This window comes from Natronorubrum halophilum (assembly GCF_003670115.1).
GTDB lineage: Archaea > Halobacteriota > Halobacteria > Halobacteriales > Natrialbaceae > Natronorubrum > Natronorubrum halophilum.
On the sequence record NZ_QQTY01000002.1, the window covers coordinates 767,685 to 784,923 of the forward strand.

Annotated in this window: 19 protein-coding genes; 7 read left to right on the plus strand and 12 right to left on the minus strand. The window is 64.9% G+C overall.

What is annotated here, in order from left to right:
* Window positions 1–194: 194 nt before the first annotated feature.
* From lrpA1 to DWB23_RS09865, 3 genes are all read left to right on the plus strand, one after another.
* Window positions 195–623, plus strand: a complete 429-nt coding sequence (gene lrpA1 / locus DWB23_RS09855) for an HTH-type transcriptional regulator LrpA1 (protein WP_121742631.1) — start codon at window positions 195–197, stop codon at window positions 621–623.
* 75 nt (window positions 624–698) lie between these two features.
* Window positions 699–1,196, plus strand: a complete 498-nt coding sequence (locus DWB23_RS09860; protein WP_121742632.1) for an SRPBCC family protein — start codon at window positions 699–701, stop codon at window positions 1,194–1,196.
* Between the two features lie 92 nt (window positions 1,197–1,288).
* On the plus strand, window positions 1,289–1,906 hold the full coding sequence (locus tag DWB23_RS09865; protein ID WP_121743070.1) for a nitrous oxide reductase accessory protein NosL: 618 nt from the start codon (window positions 1,289–1,291) through the stop codon (window positions 1,904–1,906).
* A gap of 40 nt (window positions 1,907–1,946) precedes the next feature.
* Here the strand turns inward: DWB23_RS09865 and DWB23_RS09870 are convergent, their stop codons facing one another.
* Window positions 1,947–2,810, minus strand: a complete 864-nt coding sequence (locus DWB23_RS09870) for a DMT family transporter (RefSeq protein ID WP_121742633.1) — start codon at window positions 2,808–2,810, stop codon at window positions 1,947–1,949.
* Window positions 2,811–2,964: 154 nt separating this feature from the next.
* Between DWB23_RS09870 and DWB23_RS09875 the strand changes: the two genes are divergently transcribed.
* Window positions 2,965–3,864 (plus strand): DMT family transporter, encoded by a 900-nt coding sequence (locus DWB23_RS09875; RefSeq protein WP_238717383.1) that lies wholly within the window; start codon window positions 2,965–2,967, stop codon window positions 3,862–3,864.
* A 23-nt stretch (window positions 3,865–3,887) separates the two neighbouring features.
* On the opposite strand, the gene DWB23_RS09880 is transcribed toward DWB23_RS09875, so the two are convergent.
* The 4 genes from DWB23_RS09880 to DWB23_RS09895 form a co-directional block, all read right to left on the minus strand.
* Complete coding sequence (locus DWB23_RS09880; RefSeq protein ID WP_121742634.1) at window positions 3,888–4,103, minus strand: helix-turn-helix domain-containing protein; 216 nt, start codon at window positions 4,101–4,103, stop codon at window positions 3,888–3,890.
* A gap of 109 nt (window positions 4,104–4,212) precedes the next feature.
* Window positions 4,213–5,055, minus strand: coding sequence for a BKACE family enzyme (locus tag DWB23_RS09885; RefSeq protein WP_121742635.1), 843 nt, complete (start codon window positions 5,053–5,055; stop codon window positions 4,213–4,215).
* The gene (locus tag DWB23_RS09890; RefSeq protein WP_121742636.1) at window positions 5,052–5,300 is read right to left on the minus strand and encodes a hypothetical protein; all 249 of its coding nucleotides are present in this window, start codon (window positions 5,298–5,300) and stop codon (window positions 5,052–5,054) included. The genes DWB23_RS09885 and DWB23_RS09890 overlap by 4 nt, the downstream gene beginning before the upstream one ends.
* 115 nt (window positions 5,301–5,415) lie before the next feature.
* Window positions 5,416–6,042, minus strand: coding sequence for a class I SAM-dependent methyltransferase (locus DWB23_RS09895; RefSeq protein WP_121742637.1), 627 nt, complete (start codon window positions 6,040–6,042; stop codon window positions 5,416–5,418).
* A gap of 289 nt (window positions 6,043–6,331) precedes the next feature.
* Between DWB23_RS09895 and DWB23_RS09900 the strand changes: the two genes are divergently transcribed.
* Window positions 6,332–6,958 carry a TlpA family protein disulfide reductase gene (locus DWB23_RS09900; RefSeq protein ID WP_121743072.1) on the plus strand — a complete coding sequence of 209 codons (627 nt, stop codon included), beginning with the start codon at window positions 6,332–6,334 and terminating at the stop codon, window positions 6,956–6,958.
* Between the two features lie 42 nt (window positions 6,959–7,000).
* Here DWB23_RS09900 and DWB23_RS09905 read toward each other — a convergent pair whose 3' ends face one another.
* From DWB23_RS09905 to DWB23_RS09925, 4 genes are all read right to left on the minus strand, one after another.
* On the minus strand, window positions 7,001–7,192 hold the full coding sequence (locus DWB23_RS09905) for a helix-turn-helix transcriptional regulator (protein ID WP_121742638.1): 192 nt from the start codon (window positions 7,190–7,192) through the stop codon (window positions 7,001–7,003).
* Window positions 7,193–7,195: 3 nt separating this feature from the next.
* Window positions 7,196–7,591, minus strand: a complete 396-nt coding sequence (locus DWB23_RS09910; protein ID WP_162989786.1) for a hypothetical protein — start codon at window positions 7,589–7,591, stop codon at window positions 7,196–7,198.
* 309 nt (window positions 7,592–7,900) lie between these two features.
* Window positions 7,901–10,384, minus strand: coding sequence for a DNA topoisomerase I (locus DWB23_RS09915; protein ID WP_121742640.1), 2,484 nt, complete (start codon window positions 10,382–10,384; stop codon window positions 7,901–7,903).
* 330 nt (window positions 10,385–10,714) lie between these two features.
* Window positions 10,715–10,942 carry a DUF7860 family protein gene (locus tag DWB23_RS09925; protein WP_121742642.1) on the minus strand — a complete coding sequence of 76 codons (228 nt, stop codon included), beginning with the start codon at window positions 10,940–10,942 and terminating at the stop codon, window positions 10,715–10,717.
* A gap of 165 nt (window positions 10,943–11,107) precedes the next feature.
* Between DWB23_RS09925 and DWB23_RS09930 the strand changes: the two genes are divergently transcribed.
* Window positions 11,108–12,565 carry an MATE family efflux transporter gene (locus DWB23_RS09930; protein ID WP_121743073.1) on the plus strand — a complete coding sequence of 486 codons (1,458 nt, stop codon included), beginning with the start codon at window positions 11,108–11,110 and terminating at the stop codon, window positions 12,563–12,565.
* A 32-nt stretch (window positions 12,566–12,597) separates the two neighbouring features.
* Here the strand turns inward: DWB23_RS09930 and DWB23_RS09935 are convergent, their stop codons facing one another.
* Window positions 12,598–14,169, minus strand: a complete 1,572-nt coding sequence (locus tag DWB23_RS09935) for a flippase (RefSeq protein ID WP_121743074.1) — start codon at window positions 14,167–14,169, stop codon at window positions 12,598–12,600.
* Between the two features lie 120 nt (window positions 14,170–14,289).
* Window positions 14,290–14,679, minus strand: a complete 390-nt coding sequence (locus DWB23_RS09940) for an FxLYD domain-containing protein (protein ID WP_121742643.1) — start codon at window positions 14,677–14,679, stop codon at window positions 14,290–14,292.
* Between the two features lie 279 nt (window positions 14,680–14,958).
* Here DWB23_RS09940 and DWB23_RS09945 point away from each other — a divergent pair, with 279 nt between their 5' ends.
* The gene (locus tag DWB23_RS09945) at window positions 14,959–15,888 is read left to right on the plus strand and encodes a sulfide-dependent adenosine diphosphate thiazole synthase (RefSeq protein ID WP_121742644.1); all 930 of its coding nucleotides are present in this window, start codon (window positions 14,959–14,961) and stop codon (window positions 15,886–15,888) included.
* Window positions 15,889–16,107: 219 nt separating this feature from the next.
* Here DWB23_RS09945 and DWB23_RS22985 read toward each other — a convergent pair whose 3' ends face one another.
* A complete protein-coding gene (locus DWB23_RS22985) occupies window positions 16,108–16,278 on the minus strand; it encodes a hypothetical protein (protein WP_162989787.1) in 171 nt (56 codons plus the stop codon).
* Between the last annotated feature and the right edge of the window lie 961 nt (window positions 16,279–17,239).

Genomic DNA, 17,239 nt, shown 5'->3' on the forward strand with positions numbered 1-17,239 from the left:
GAAACTGGGATCAGCGGGCGAATAAGTCCGACGGTCCAGCGGCCGAACGAGACCCGCGCCGAACACCGGTCGGCAGTTCGATGATAGGTATCCGAATTCGAGAGAGTTACCCCTCGAACACCGACGCTTCCGTCGGGTTACCGGTCGTTTTCATATACAAAAGATATTTTTCCGTCGGAGCAAAACAGAGTAGTATGAGTACACAGGCGACGGAAGATCGCATCCTCGAGGTTCTCGAGGAGGATGCCCAGGCGTCCTACGCCGAGATCGCCGACCGGGCAAGCGTTTCGAAACCGACGGTGCGAAAGTACATCAACCAACTCGAGGAGGACGGCGTGATCGTCGGCTACTCGGCCGACATCGATCCCAAGAAGCTCTCGAGTAAGACCATCGCGCTGGTCGGACTCGACGTCGCGAGCGAGCGCTACGTCGAGGCGACGAAGGCGCTCAAGGATTTAGCGGAGATCGAGGCTCTCTACAGTTCGAGCGGCGATCACATGCTGATGGCCGAAGTTCGCGCCGAAGACGGCGATGCGCTCGGCGAGATCATCTCCGAGAACTTGCTCGAAATCGACGGCGTCACCGCGGCTCACCCCTCTTTCCTGCAGGAACGGCTGAAGTAGTCAGCCCGTTCGACAGTCTCGACCACACACTGTATGGCTATCCCGTTTTCACCCCGGCCAGCGTAGGGCGACGCGATGCCATCGTACGACCGTCAGACGACGATCGACGCACCGCTCGAGGACGTCTGGCAATTTCACTCGGGGATCGAGGCGCTCGAGGCGGTGACGCCCGAGTGGATGGGGCTTCGTGTCGAGTCGGTGATCGGACCGGACGGAGAGCCGGATCCGGAGCGACTCGAGGCCGGGTCCGAAATCTCGCTGTCGATGCGGCCGTTCGACGCGGGGCCGCGACAGTACTGGACGTCGCTGATCACGGAGCGTGAGCGCGGTGACGGGAGCGCGTACTTCCGCGACGAGATGGTCCGCGGGCCGTTCGATCGCTGGGAGCACACGCACGCCTTTTACGCCGACGGCGATCGGACGCTGCTCCGGGACCGCGTCGAGTACGACCTTCCGCTCGGTGGTGTCGACGAGATCGGCGGGATCAACAGCGTCGTGTCCGCGGTCTCGCAATTCGGTTTCGAGACCATGTTTCGGCCGCGTCATCGGGCGACGAAGGCGCGCCTCGAGTGAGTACCGCAAAACCGGTTCGTTCGGAGACGATCGGCCGCTCGTTCAACGATCGAACCACGCTCGTTTTGGTGGTCGGTTCGGTAGCTCTACGTATGAGCGAACACGATGATCCCCCCATCGCCCGACGGCGGCTTCTGGGTCTGCTCGGCACGGGAGCGGCGATCGGTCTCTCGGGTTGCATCGGCGATGGCATTGGGGGGCTCGGGAGCGACGATACCGGGGGTGAGACCGACGGCGCGGACACGAGTCAGTCCTACGCGCCGAACGTCGACCAGCACCCGGGCGACGAACCGATCGAGTTCGACGAGAGCCACCACTGTGCGGTCTGTAATATGAAACCGATCGACTACCCCCAGTGGCGGAGTCAACTCGCCCACGAAAACGGCGAGGGCGCGGTTTTCGATACACCCGGCTGCCTGTTCGCCTACACCGTCGCGACGTCGTCCGGCTCGGAGATCGTCGGGGCCTGGACGACCGAGTTCGAGACGGACACCCTCCTCGATGCCAGCGAGGCGCACTTCGTACTGATCACCGACGCGGACGCCGCTGACGATCCGATGAAGATCAATCCGCGCGTGTTCGGCAACTACGACGACGCCGTCGCGTACCTCGACGAGTGGGAGGCAGAAGCGCTCACGGAAGACGACATCATCGGTCTGGACGACGTCGATCGCGAGACCGCGTCGATATACCGCGAAAACCGCATCTAATCGGCCTCGGTCGGAGCCGTCGACCGCTCTCCGTTCGTTTTCACCGGCGGATCGCGAGAACGCCGGCGACGATCAGTCCACCGCCGACGACCGTCGTCGCCGTCACCTGTTCGCCGAGCGCCACGGCGCCGAAGACGACGGCCACGGCCGGTTCGATCGTACTCGCGATACCCGCTTTGCTCGAGCCGATCCGTCGCAATCCGGCGTACAGCAGGAGGATCGGCGCTGCGGTCGAGAGCAGCGCCAGCGCGGCCAACAAGCCCCAGGCCGTCGTCTCGGTCGCCGACGGAACTGCGAACGTCCCCATTGCGAGGCCGATTCCGAGGAACGAGATTCCGGCCGCCGGCAGGACGTGCGCCGAAAGCAACTGCGAACCGACCGACTCGAGAACGCGCTCGCTTCCCATCATGTACCCCGCGTAGCTCACGGCGGCGACGAGGACGAGGAGGACGCCCCGGGGGTCGACGCCGCTCGGATCCGCGCCGACGATCAGGGCCACGCCCCCGAGCGACAGACAGAGCGCGGCGAGGAGTCTTCGATCGACCCGCCGGGGATTCGTGACGGCGGTGACGGTGATGATTATCGCCGGATACGTGTAGAGAACGATGGCGACCAGTCCCGCGGTCAGATACTCGAGCCCCCAGAAGTAGAAGCCGCTCATGGAGCCGTAGCCGGCGACGCCGAGGACGATCGCCCAGCCGAGCGTTCGGCCGGTGAGAATCCGGGCTCGCCCTCGAACGGCGAGGAGGAGCCAGAGAGTAATCGAGGCGAAACCGAATCGGAACGCGAGTACGGTCGGGATCGACAGTCCGACGTCGTTCGCGACGATACCGAAGACGCCCAGGGTACCGAACCCCGCAGCCGACGCGAGGACGTACGCGATCCCGACCGTCTCCTCGTCCATGTGTCGAGTATCGTGTTCTCGAGCCTATATCGTCGGCGGTCCGGCGTTCCCCTGTCGTCTCGTCGATGGCCCGTGAGACCCACGAGTTGCGACCGGTCGGGCGGACCGTTTCGGAATCGGTTTGCGTGATCGCGGTATTCACACCGACGTACGCGTGTCCGATCTCGAGGTGGCGCCGACCGTCGCGCTCGCGTTTGCGGTGTTCGCGGCGAGCACCAGCGCCGTTTTGGTCCGCTGGAGCACGGCTCCGAGTTCGGTCGCCGCCTTCTATCGGGTGTTGTTTACCACGGCGATGGTCGCCCCCGTCGCCTTCCTGTGGCATCGCGAGGAGTTCGCGCGGCTCTCGCGGCGCGATCTCGGCTTCGCCGCCGTCGCCGGGGTCGCGCTCGCGATTCACTTCGCGGCGTGGTTCGAGAGCTTGAATTACACGAGCGTCGCGGCGAGCGTCACCATCGTCCAGGGCCAGCCCGTTTTCGTGGCGCTCGGCGCTGGGCTCCTGCTCGGCGAACGGATTAGCCGCGAGACGGTGCTCGGCATCGCCGTCGCGATTGGCGGTGCCGCCGTGATGTCCCTCGGCGGTGCCGGGACGGCACCCCTCCCCGATGCGACGCTGTACGGCAACTCGCTCGCGCTGCTCGGCGCGATCACCGTCGCGGGCTACGTGCTCACCGGTCGATCGGTCCGCCAGCGCGTTTCCCTGTTCCCCTACGTTACCGTCGTCTACACCGCCTGTGCCCTGACGCTGTGCGTGCTCGTCGGCGTACAGGACCACGACTACGTCGCGTATCCGGCCCGCGAGTGGCTGCTCTTTTTCGCCATGGCCGTCGGCCCCGGCGTCTTCGGACACACCGTCGTCAACTGGGTGCTCAAACACCTCGAGTCGGTCGTTGTCAGCGTCGCGTGGCTGGGCGAACCCGTCGGCGCGACGATACTCGCGCTCGTCTTGCTCGCGGAGGTTCCCGACGCGGTAACGGTAGTCGGCGGGCTCGTCGTCCTCGCGGGAATCTACGTGACGACGATCGAGCGAGAACGGCGGCGCAAACCGGCGGAGTAACGGCCGTCGGTGCGGCGAAACTGCTACTCCGTGAGCGTCACGAGATAGGCCTCTCCGGTGTCCGTGATAGTGTAGACGCCACCGGCAATCTGTCGAACGTGACCGTCGGACTGGAGCTCACAGCACTGCTTGGTGACGGTCACCGGATGCGCCTCGAGCGCCGCCGCCAGCGACGTCACTTCGGTTGGCCCGCGCTCGGCGAGGAGGTCCAAGAGCCCCCGGGTCGAGCAGTGGGTCATTGTGGTAACACAGATCACGGTAAAATATGCCATAATATTTTCGGTGAACAGGGAAGTGAGACGAATCGACGTCACGTCTCCCATTCGGCGGACTCGCGAGCGACTGCGCTCAGAGGCCGAGGATCTCTCGTGCCTGCTCCGGCGTCGCGACCTCGCGACCGAGTTCGGTGGCGACGCGAACGACCCGCTCGACGAGCTGGGCGTTGCTTTCGGCGAGTTCTCCCTGCCGGTAGTAGACGTTGTCCTCGAGCCCGACGCGGACGTGCCCGCCGAAGAGCGTCCCCATCGTCGCGAACGGCAGTTGGTGACGGCCGAAGCCGAGCGTGTTGAACAGCGCGCCCTCGGGCAAATTGTCGATCGCGTTCAGGAAGTTTCGCGGCCGCGGCGGGGTCAGCGTCCCCGGCCCGAAGATGAGCGTTGCGTACACCGGCTCGGCGAGGTCGCTGCGCTCGAGCAGTCCGTGAACCTCGTTCAGGTGGCCGTCGTTGAACACCTCGAGTTCGGGCTTGATCCCGCGGTCGACCATCTCCGCGTGCAGCGAGTCGACCAGTCCGCGGGTGTTCTCGCTGGTGAGGTGGTCGTACCGGTTCAACGGCCCCATGTCGAGCGACGCCATCTCCGGTGCCGGATCGGTTCGTAGCGGGAGGTGGCGGGCGTCGTCGGGCGCGCCGGTTCCGCCGGTCGAGTGCTGGATGATCACGTCGTCGGCACGGCGGCGGATCGCGTCGTCGATCTCTTGGAAGCGCTCGGTCTCGAAGGTGCGTTCCCCGTTCGGCCGACGCGCGTGAACGTGGACGACGGCGGCACCGGCCGCTTCAACCGCGGCCGCCACGCGGCCGATCTCCTCGGGCGTCTCCGGGAGGTTCGGCGTCGTTTCCTTGCCGTGGACGCCCCCAGTCAGCGCCGCCGTGATAATCAGCGGTTCGCCCTCGAGAAAGTCCGCGTAGCTCATTCGTCGCCTCCGGTTTCGCTTCCGTCGGCGGCGTTTCCGGTCCGCCGATCGGTAGCGCCGCCGTCGGTACCGGCGTGCTCGAGGAAGATCTCGCAATGTCGATCGTGTGCGAGGTCGTACCGGTCGTTACAGATGTCGGCGCGCATCGGCTGTACGAAGCGGTCGGCCGCGGTACAGTAGGCCCGCGGTTCGTCGAAGCGCCGATCGTCCGATTCGTCCCGATACGCCAGATACGGGCAGGTCATGCAGTAGTGTTGTTCTCGAAGGCCGTTAACGATTCGTCGGCACCGCCGCGTCAGTGACGCCGCTCGCGGGGCGGGATTCGTGCGATCGATAGTCGAAGTCGTAACACGGAGTGGGTTACCACGACTCGAGGTCGCGCGCCGCGAGTTTCGGATACGACTGGGTGCCGCCGCTCGAGTTGCGAGCGACGAGCGTGGCGACCGCGGCGATCCCGCCGGCGACCGGACGGCGGCGCTCCTCGTAGGAGAGGATCGTCAAGTCGAGGCACGCCCGGAGGAGGTCGTTCGAGCGGTACCGATAGCGCTCGCTCGAGGGGCCGACCTCGACGGGGTCGCTCGAGCGAAGGTGGTGTTCGTAGACGAACACGCCGCCGGGTGCCAGCGCCGCTTTGAGCGCGGGCAGGTGCTCGAGCGCCGAGAAGAAACTCACCGTGATCACGTCGTAGGCGTCGTCCGCGAGGTCGAGATCGGCCAGATCCGCCCGCAGCCAGTTCACGTCGACGCCGCGTTCGTCGGCGCGCGCCTCGGCTCGCTCGAGTGCCGCGTCGGAGATGTCGACCGCGTCGACGTCGTAGCCGTGATCGGCGAGAAAGAGCGCGTTGCGCCCGGTGCCGGTGGCGACGTCCAGCGCCCGCCCGTCCGGAAGGGTGGTCAGCCGGCGTTCGAGTTCCGGAACGGGGTCGTCGGGGAGTTCGAACTCGACGCTGCTGTACTTCTCGTTCCACCGTTCGCGTTCGCCCGTCATAGCCGTGTCAACGGGCGAGATCCATTTGATCGTTCGCACCGTTGTGGCCGCTTGCCCGCTTCGGTGGCGCTCGATCACCCAACTCGAGCGCTTTCGGAGCGGTCGCGCGATTCCCGTATCGAACCAGTGGACCCTTTTCCCTGTAACTCGTAGGGTCGCCCATGCAGCGTCCCTCGTTTCAGTGGGGTACCCGTTCGATACCGTATTCGAGCCGGCGTTCGGCTGGCGAAACCCGCACTCACCGTTCCGGTATCGGCGCTGGCGGTCGTCCGGCGGCGGTGGTAACGCCATGAATCGGCGCGAACTCGTCGCCGGGATCGGCAGCGTCGGCGTGCTCGGCGGCGGGGTGGGTGTACTCCGGCGTGGTCTCCCGTCGTTCGCCACCGACGATTCGGGGACGGACGAGGACAGCTACGACCCGCTCGAGGTCGAGACGATCGACGCTCGAGGAAGTGAGGCCGGATCGCTCACCGTTCCGGACGGGGCGGTCACGGCGATCATGTTCTTTACGACCGGCTGTGGGAACTGCCAGGCCCAGATGCCACAACTCGCGGCGGCCCGCGAGCAACTCGTCGACCAGCACGACGACGCGGTTCAATTTCTCTCGGTGACCTACCAACAGCCCGAAACGATGTCCGACGACGACCTCCGGGAGTGGTGGACCACCCACGGCGGGGACTGGAACGTCGGCTACGATTCAGGCCTCGCCAGTTCCTACGGCGTCGTCGGTTTTCCGGTGACGATCGTCGTCGACGCGAGCGGTGACAAACACTGGCAGGAAAACGGCGTGCAGCGCTCCGAGACGATCGTTCGGGCCGTCGAATCCGTTCTCGAGGAGGAGGAAACCGATACGGGCGACAGTCCCGAAAACGATTCGGACGGGAACGCATCAGAGGCGGATGGGGACTCCGTTTGAGAGGAGTTGTGCTTTTCGCTGAACAGTGTACGTACGTCTCAGTTATTCCGGACTGAACAGGTCCTCTATCGTACAGTCAAAATACTCGGCGAGTGCGAAGGCGAGTTCGAGCGACGGGTTGTACCGCCCCGTTTCGATGGCGTTGATCGTCTGCCGGGTGACTCCCACTTCTTTGGCCAGTTCTTCCTGTGTGATGTCGCGTTTGGCCCGGTAAACCTTCAATTCGGTGTTCATGAATTACTCGAGGTACGTGTAGTAGCCGAAGTACAAACAGTAGATCAGCAGTCCACCGAACACGTACGCTATTCCAGCGATCTCCTCGGGGAAGATACCGAACGCGACATCGACCAGTATTATCGACATCAATATCCAAAACGAGTTGATTCCAACCCGTCCGTACACGTTACCAGTTCGCTCATCTCCCAGCGCCTTTCGGTCGCGGCTTGCAGACACCGCCCGATACCCGAGAAACGCGAGAATGTTCACCGGAACGAGCAGTATCAGATAGCTCACTACCGGAAACTCGTAGTGCTGAAGCGCAGCGACACTCCCGACGAAAGCTACGACAGCACTCGCTAACAAGACGTATCCAATTCGTTTCTGACGTGAGATATTCGCGGAGACATCACTCATACTTCCACCCCGTGCGTTGATGCGGTACAGATAGCCCAACGAGCCGATAAGCAACGTCGTGTTTTAGCGACAATATGGTAAGCTCATTTCCCATAATGAGTAGCATAGTATACGCTCACTTAAGTTTTCCTCCAACCATGGATAACAGAAATAAGACGCGTACACGTGGCTGGTATCTTCTCGTGATCGGCAATCTGGGATGTGAGCGATGATCCACGGACGGCTGCCGAAACTGGACCGCGGAGGGAGCCCATCGCGGAACTCGCGAAAATAATTGCTCGAGCGGTTCGAAAGGGAGGCGACCGCCGCTCAGGCCTTGGCCTGCCAGGTCCGAACTCGGTCGGCGCTGACGCCCTCGACGTCCGCGGCGATAGCGTCCGGATCGGCCTCGGTCAGATCGGCGAGGCTCTCGACGCCCGCGTCGGCGAGCTTTTCGACCGTCTTCGCACCGACGCCGTCGAGCGCCTCGAGGTCGGAGCCGGTGTCGCTCTCGCGGGCCTGGAACTCCTGGTAGTTACAGATCGGACAGCCCAGTTCCCAGGGCTCGTCGCCGCTGTGGATGACGAGTTCGGGTAACTCGTGTTCCTCGCAGCGGTCGTCCGTGACTTCGATATCGCCCCGCCGCGGCAGCGGCAGGGAGTACTCGCAGTCGGGGTAGCGCGTACAGCCGACGAGGCGTGAGCCGCTCTGGAGGGTCTTGACGGCGAGTTCGCCGTCGTGCGCTTCGCCACAGTCGGGACACGCCCCCAGAACTGGCCCCTCGCCCGCATCCTCGGACTTACAGAGCGGACAGCCGTGGACGAAGGTCTGGCGTCCGGCGAGCATCTTGATCTCGTTCAGGCCGTGCTCTTCGCACTCGTCCTCGAGGATCAGCGGCTTGCCCGTCGACGGCAGCGGTAACGTGTTTTCGCAGTCGGGATAGCCGTCGCAGCCGACGAAGTAGGAGCCGTGGCGACTGCGCCGAACGAGCAGGTCCTCGCCGCACTCAGGGCAGGGACCCAGCCGCTTGTCGTCCTTGAGGGACTTCCGAAGCTGGTCGCCGATCTCGTCCCGGGAGTCCGCGAGGTTCGCGAAGATTTCGTCCAGCATCTCCCGCGATTCGTCGGTGACGTCGTCGAGCGTCGCCTCGCCGCTCGCGATGGCGTCCATATCGGCCTCGAGTTGGGCGGTCATCCCCTCGCTGACGACGCGGTCGGCGTAGCCCTCGGCGGCCTCGACGACGGCCATCGCGAGTCGAGTCGGCCGCGGCGGATCGCTCTCGACGTAGCCGCGGTCGTACAGCTTCTCGATGATGTTGTGACGGGTCGACTTCGTCCCCACCCCGAGGTCCTCCATGGTCTCGATGAGCCGGGACTGGCCGTAGCGCCGCGGCGGCTGGGTCTCTTTCTCCTCGAGTTCGACGTCGGTCAGCGAGAGCTCCTCCCCCTCGTCGACGTCGGGGACGAAGTTCTCGCTGGTATTGAAGTAGGGGTAGACGTCGTGGTAGCCCGGCTCGACGAGCCGTTTTCCGTTGGATTTGAGGCGGTAGTCCTCGACCTCGCTGACGACCTTGAGGTGCTCCCAGACGGCGGCCTCGGCGACCGTCGCGTAGAACCGGCGGACGACGAGTTCGAAGATCTCCCACTCGTCGTCGCTCACGTCGCCGCGGGTCGGAATCTCGCCCGTCGGATGGATCGGCGGGTGGTCGGTCGTCTCCTCGTCGCCCTCGGTCGGGTCGATCTCGTCGGCCTCGAGCAGGGACTCGGCCGATTCGCCGAGCGTCGGGTGACCGACGAACTCGTCGAGCAGTTCGTCGGGCTCGAGGTCGTCGGGGTAGACGGTGTTGTCGGTTCGCGGGTAGGTGATGTAGCCGGCCGTGTAGAGGTCCTCGGCGATCGACATCGCTCGCTTTGCGGTGTAGCCGATCGCGCTCGCCGCGCGGATGAACTGGGTCGTGTTGAACGGCGTCGGCGGCGTGTCGGTACGGGTTCGGCGGTTGACGTCGACGACCGTCGCTGTATCGCGCTCGGCGAGCGTCTCGTAGACCTCGGTGGCGACCGCTTCCTCCCAGACGCGTTCGGCCTCGTTGTCGTCCTCGTCGCGGTAGAAGTACTGCGCGTCGAACGTCGCTTCGTCCGCCTTCGCGAGGTCGGCGAACAGCTCCCAGTAGGTCTCGGGGTCGAAGGCCTCGATCTCGCGTTCGCGGTCGACGATCAGCTTGAGCGTCGGCGACTGCACGCGACCGACGGAGATGAAGTCGTTGCCCAGCTGGCCGGCCGACAGCGAGAGGAACCGGGTTAGCGCCGCGCCCCAGATGAGGTCGATGATCTGGCGGGCCTCGCCGGCCGCGGCGAGGTCGAAGTCGAGTTCGTCCGGTTCATCGAAGGCGCTCTGGACCTCGTTTTCCGTGATCGAGGAGAACCGAACGCGGCGGATCGGAATCTCGTCGTTGACCTCGCGGACGATCTCGTAGGCCTCCTTGCCGATGAGTTCGCCCTCGCGGTCGTAGTCAGTCGCGATGGTCGCGCGCTGGGCCTTCCGGGCGAGGATGCGCAGCGTGGCGACGATGTTCTCCTTGGTAGCCGTCTTCTCGACGTCGGCGTGAATGAGTTCGGCCGGTTCGACGTCCCGCCAGTCCGAGTACTCCGAGGGGAAGTCGACACCGACGACGTGGCCCGATAGCCCCACGCAGCGCTTGCCGCCCCACTCGTAGACGTTGACGCCGTTCTCGCGACTCGAGTCGAACGTGCCCCCGCTCAGGATGTCGGCGATCCGTCTCGCGGCGTTGTCCTTCTCCGTGACGATCAGTTCCACGGCGGATCACCTCCTCGAGCAGTCGGTTCCGCTTTGCGTGTACTCGGTTGCATTGTCGCTCGCTACGACTGAGGATCTGATAACGCTTTCGCCAAAACCGGACGACAGCGCGGGTGTGCGTGCGCTCGAGCGGTTGCGCGTGCGCGAGGACCGTGAATACCGGAACGCACCGAACGGTCCATCCGACCCGGCGGACTGTTCGTAATACTGAGATCAGTGTCGAACGGGATCATCGTGACCGACGAGCGCTCGAAGGAGGGAAGAAAAACGCCCGTATTCGGGTCTCGCGTGGCCGGATCGGTGCTCGTCCGCGGCGGTTGTCGATTCCGGCTACTCGGTCAGCGGGAGGAGCACGCCGAAGATCCAGGGCGTGAAAAAGGCGACGACGAGGCCGAGCGCTTCGCTGTACAGAAACAACGTGTGTTCCCAGGCGGGGAGCGTTTCGAACAGCATCGAGCCGAGGAGTTCCCCGCCGGCACCCAGCGTGAACAGGCTGAGCCCGGTGAGAAATCCGGCTTTGATCAACAGTGGATAATCGAGGTTGCCGTACCGTCCCATACCCACTATACTTGGCGGCTCAAAATAATCGTTTTGACCCGCCGGCCGCGCGAGATCCGGCAACCCGTCCCGCGAGGCGAGCCCTTTTCTCTCGCCCGGGAGAGACACCGACAGACACGAGACGTGACAGAAGCAGACGCGGAACCCGAGCGCAAGCGCGTCGATATGACGACCGGGGCGATCCCCCCGAAACTGTTACACCTCGCGTGGCCGCTGGTGCTCGGCAACCTGCTCCAGACGGTGTACAACCTCGCGGACGTGTTCTGGGTCGGCCGCGTGAGCAGCGAGGCCGTTGCCGCCGTCTCCCTCATGTTCCCCCTCTCGTGGATGTTCGTCTCGACGGCGATGGGGATCACCGCGGCGACCATCGCGCTCGTCTCCCAGTACGTCGGCTCCGACGACGACCGGATGGCCGACAGGGTCGTCGCCCAGACCGTCTTGCTCACGCTGGTCGTCTCGAGCGTCCTCGCCGTTCTCGGCCTCTCGTTCCGACGCTCCCTGCTCACCCTTATCGGTGCCCGCGAGCAGGTGTTCGTGGAAGCTCTCGCCTACATCGAGGTGATCTTCCTCGCCTTGCCGCTCACCTTCCTCTTTTTCGCGTTCCGATCGTCGCTGCAGGGTGCCGGCGACACGAAGACGGCGATGTGGCTCGTCTTCGTCTCCGCGGGGATCAACGTCGTCCTCGACCCGTTCCTCATCCTCGGCTGGGGGCCGTTCCCCGCGATGGGCACCCGCGGTGCGGCTATCGCGACGTTCGTCTCCCGCGCGTTCGCCACCGTCGCCGGGATTTACATCCTGCTCGACGGCCGCTTCGGCGTTCGCCTGCGACTCGCGGATCTCACACCCGACGCGGCCATCCTGAAGCAGTTGGTCGATATCGGCTACCCGTCGACGATCGACGGCTGGGCGCGCAGTTTCGCGTCGGTCGCGATGGCCGGCTTCGTCGCCCGCTTCGGGGCGAACCCGACGGCGGCGTACGGCATCGGCCTGCGCCTGATGTCGGTCACGTGGGCGGTTTCGGGTGCGGTGGGGAACGCGACGGCGACTGGCGTCGGCCAGAACCTCGGCGCGAAAACGCCCGCTCGAGCGGCGGCCGTCGTGCGAACGGCAACTGCGGGGACGATGGTCCTGATCGGCGGTGTCGCGGCCGTGCTGATCGCCTTCCCGGCACGGGCCATGCGGATCTTCGTCGGCGATCCCGACGTGATCGCCGAGGGGGTCGTCTTCCTGCGGATCATCGCGCCGTTCTGGGCGCTGTTCGCCGGCGTGATGGTGATCCAGGGAGCGCTCCGCGGTGCCGGCAACACGAAAGCGGCGATGGTCCTCTCGTTTCTCTCGCGGTGGATATTCCGGGTGCCCGTCGCCCTCGTTCTCGCCTTCGCCTGGACGCTTTCGGTTCCCCGGTTCGGGCTCACGATTCGCGGCCTCGAGTGGGGGATCGACGGAATCTGGTGGGCTTACGCGTTCGGAATGGCCGCCTCGTTCGTCGTCGCCGTCGTCTGGTTTCGACTCGGAACGTGGACGGACGGCGTTATCGACGACGGGGGCAACTCGGACGACGCGTCGGGGCCGCAACCGGGGCGGTCAGGGAGCGAACACGACGAGGAACTGATCGACGACTGACGGGAAGAGCGCGTCCCACGATCGTCGACCGCTCAGTTGATCGGGAGCCACTTTCGGAGCGTCGGACTGAACTCGGCGGCCATCTGGGCGTCTTCGTCGGTGAACGCGTTCGTCGCGATCAGCGTGAACGCGTAGGTACCGACGACGACGATCGGGAGCACGGCGGCGGTGAGTGCGTCCGACTCGAGGACGTAGACGACGGGGAGGCCGGCGACGATCGCCGGAACGCCGGCGCCGACGATCTTGGCGAAGTCCCTCGTGAAGGGATGGATGCCGTCGAAGTGGTAGATCTCGACGAGGGTGAGTCCGCCGACGAGAAAGAGCGCGGTCGCGGAGCCGATCGCGGCCCCCTCGATCCCGACGATGGGGACGAGCACGAACGAGACGACGAGGTTTACGCCGAAGAGCACGAGCGTATTGGCGAAGACGATCCGCGAGTAGCCCAGTCCCTGTAACAGCGAGCCGTCGGGGCCGCCGAAGGTGACGTTGAACAGGAACGCGCCGGCGAGGAGGACGACGACCAGGTTTGCTTCGGCGTACTGGGGCGTGTACAACACCGCGAGGTAGGAACTCGAGCCGAGCGAGAGGAAAATCGCGATCGGCAGCGTGATCCCGGCGATCCAGCGGGCCATGATCCGGAACCGCTGTTCGACGAGGTCGATATCGTCCCGCGTTTCGGCGATCAGGGGCTTGAACACGGGCGAGAGGGAGTTGAAGATGATCATCAGTCCCGAGCCGAGCATGTACCCGACGCGATAGATGCCGATATCGTCCGAGTTGAGGAAGAAGCCGAGCACGAAGTAATCGACGTGCCCCATCAGAACGAAGACGACGCTGGTCATCGCCAGCGGGACCGAGTACTTGACGAGCGGGGCCGGTGCAACGAGTTCGATCTCGGCCGTCAGCAGGTCCCAGGCCTTGTAGACGAAGACGGCCGTGCCGATCGTAATCGCGACGAAGAGGCCGACGACGTAGCCGACGATGAGTCCGAGCAGCCCGTAGCCGACGAGCAGGAGGCCCGCGGTAACGGCGAATCTGACGGTCGGACGAACCAGATCGCGCATGATGACCCGGTACTGGAGTTTCTTGATACTGTAGTAGGAGGTCAACAGGACGTTGTAGACCGCCAGCATGGGAATCGTGACAGACAGGAACAGGAGTGCGATCCGCATCGCCGGCTCCTGAAAGAGGTCGCCGATGTACCCGGCGCTGAGGGCGAGCGCGCCCGCAACCAGCGACGAGGTGACGAGGACGGTCGCGGTCACCTGCACGATCACGCCCTTCGCCTTCCCGCGCTCGCCGTCGGCTAGATACTGCGGAACGAAGTAGTCGATCGCCAGCGGCAGGCCGAGGTTCGCAAAGACCTGCATGAACAGGATCACCGAGGTCGCCAGCACGAACAGCCCGTAGACCGAGGGGCTGACGTATCGGGTCATCAGCATGACGATCGCGAAACCGAAAGCCCCCTTCATGACGTTCCCGACGAACGTGATGCTCCCTTGCTTTGCGAGCGTGGAGACGCCTTCGTCGCGGTCGGATTCCGAACCGGAGTTGGGACCGGGTTCTAGACCGTCGCGGTCGGGGTTCGGATCTGGCTCAGTCATGCGAGTTGGTTCCTCCGTGCGGTCGTGTCCGTCCTCGCGCCCGTCGGCGCACCGGTCCGCGCTCACTCGCGAACCGTTCGAACGAGTCGATCCGGCGTTTCGAGGCTGTGCTCGTGGCCATCAGACCCCCGTCGCTGGCTCGAGTTCGTACGTCGCGACGGCGGCCGCATCCGCACCGAATCGGGGAAACTCGACGTCGAACGGCCACTCCTCGTCCTCCGGGTCGTCCACGTCGACGCTCTCGATGACGCTCTCGAGTTCCTCGCCCTCCTCGTCGAAGAACGTCGCCCGGATCTCGATGTAGCTGAGCGTTCTCTCGCCGGCGTTCCTGACGACGCCCCAGACGACCACGCGTTCGTCTTCGGTGCCCGGGTTCTCCCGAACGAGGTCGTCCCAGACGATCTCGACGTCGCCCGGTTCGGTGATCTCCTCGCCGTTGTCTTCGAGAAACTCGAGACAGCCCGAAAACGGAACGAGGACGGCAAGCGAGAGAAACGCACGACGGTGCATCTGGCTACTGTAGACGAGGCTGATCCTTCAGCGTTCGGGTATCATTGCAACTGAAAGTATAGCAGCCGCTATCGAACTCGAATCGGACCCGCGGGTCGCGTTTCGGGACCGACTCGAGCACCCACCTTCCGAGCGGGAGCCGGCCACGGCGTCGATACCGAGGACGAACGCTCTCCGACGATTACGCTGTTATCCGTCGAAAAACGGTTTGAAAGTCGAATATTCAGCTATCGAGCATCACGACAGACTTTTCACCACCGGATCCTACCACCTAGTTGTATGAGCGACTTCGAACAGTTCAGTCAGGTCGGCGAAGCCGACGTAACGCGCGCAATCGGACAGGAGTGGACCGAGGAGTTCATGGACTTCTCGGACTCGGACGTCATCATCGTCGGCGGCGGCCCCTCGGGGCTGACGGCCGCGAAGGAACTCTCCGAGCGCGGCGTGAAGGTCATGGTCGTCGAGAAGAACAACTACCTCGGCGGCGGCTTCTGGCTCGGGGGTTTCCTGATGAACAAGGTGACCGTCCGCGACCCGGCCCAGCGGGTCCTCGACGAACTCGAGGTCTCCTACAAACAGTCCCAGGATAGCGAGGGGCTCTACGTCGCGAACGGGCCCGAGGCCTGTTCCGGGCTGATCAAGGCCTCCTGCGACGCCGGCGCGAAGATGCAGAACATGACCGAGTTCACGGACATCGTCATCCGCGAGAACCACCGCGTCGGCGGCATCGTCATGAACTGGACGCCCGTCCACGCGCTGCCTCGAGAGATCACCTGCGTCGACCCGATCGCCGTCGAGGCGGATCTGGTCATCGACGCGACGGGCCACGACGCGATGGCGGTCACCAAACTCAACGAGCGCGGCGTCCTCGACGCGCCCGGTATTCAGGACGCGAAAGAGCGCGGTCAGGTCATGGATCAGACCGATTCGGACACCTACGGCGCGCCCGGCCACGACTCGCCCGGCCACGACTCGATGTGGGTCGGCGAAAGCGAGGACGCCGTCGTCGAACACACCGGACTCGTCCACGAGGGCTTGATCGCCACCGGGATGGCCACCGCGACGACCTACGGCCTCCCGCGAATGGGGCCGACGTTCGGTGCCATGCTCGTCTCGGGCAAGCGCGCCGCACAGGTCGCACTCGACGAACTCGAGGTCGACGCCGCCCCCGTCGAACTGACCTCGCGGGCAACACCCGCAGACGACTAAGACGGCCCGTCGTACCGATTTCCCGGCGCAACCGCGGGACGTTCGACGGTGCGTCGTAACTGACGGACAACGGTCCGTATGAACGCCGCGTCTCGAGTCGCTGGTCGCCCGATCGGATCGACACCGGGCCGCAGGCGCGGGGCGATCGCTCGCTCGAGTTTTTGGCGATACAGTTCAACAACAAAAGAAATTATTTCTATCCGTAATCGAGAGGGTACGTCATGACGGACCGAGGACCGACGATCGTTCTCCGACCGACGCGCGGGGTGACCGCGACCGAATGATCTCCGAGAGGATCGAAACCGACCGATCGTTACCGCCCGCCGGAGCGATCAGCCACGCGCTCGAGTCCCACGCCGCGAGGGCGGTCGGTCCCGACGCACGACTCACCAGACTCCACCGCGTCTTCTACCCGGTGTTCAGAGTCGAGTACCGCTACAGCGGGTCCGGCGGACTTCCCTGGAGCGACCGAACCGACCGCGGCGCGACGCTGCTCGACGGTCTCTGGTCGGACAACCACGCCGCCCTCCAGCGGTATCGGTCGGGTACCGACTCCACCGAAACCGTCTCGCTCGAACCGTACGACTTCGGCCACGACGAGGCGGGGCTGGGCCGAACGGTGTTGCTCGACTTCCAGGTGTCGACCCAGCAGGCCCGACGACTGCTCCCCGAGCGACTCAAGGACGTCGCCGAGTCGGCGGCGTTCGGGGACCCGGAATCGATCACGGCCTCCTTCGCCGATCAACTGCGCGAGACGTTCGGCCTTCCGGCCGATCTCGACCCCGGCTCGTTTCAGGGGATCACCGACGTGACGCGGGTCTATCTACCGTTCTGGGTCTGCGAGGTGTATCGGCCCGACGAGCGCGACCTCATCGGTGCCGTCCGGGACCGCGCGGACACACGAGCGGACGGCGACTCCCGTCACGAGTGGCTGTCCGCGTTCTTCCGCGAGGACAAGAGTCGCCTCGCGCGGTACACGCACTCGTCGATCCGCCGAACGACCGAACCGAGCGACGCTTCCGGGCGGGACGACCGCGACGACACCGACGACGGTGGAGCCACGTCCCCGGCGGACACGTCCGACGAAGTCGACGACAGCGGTTCCGAGGCCGACGACCGGAAAATCGAAGATCGATCGTCGGAGGACTCGACCTCCCCCGGAAACGACGCCGCGGAGCGGCGAGCGGATCGAGACGACGCGGTACAGCCCGAGGAGGCGGACCTCGACGCCGAGACGCTCGTCGATCCGAGTCCGGACCGCTGTTTCGGCGACGTCGGCGGGATGATCGAGTTAGAGCAGACGCTTCGCCGGTCCGTCGTCGGTCCCGTCCAGCGGTCCGACGAGTTCCGC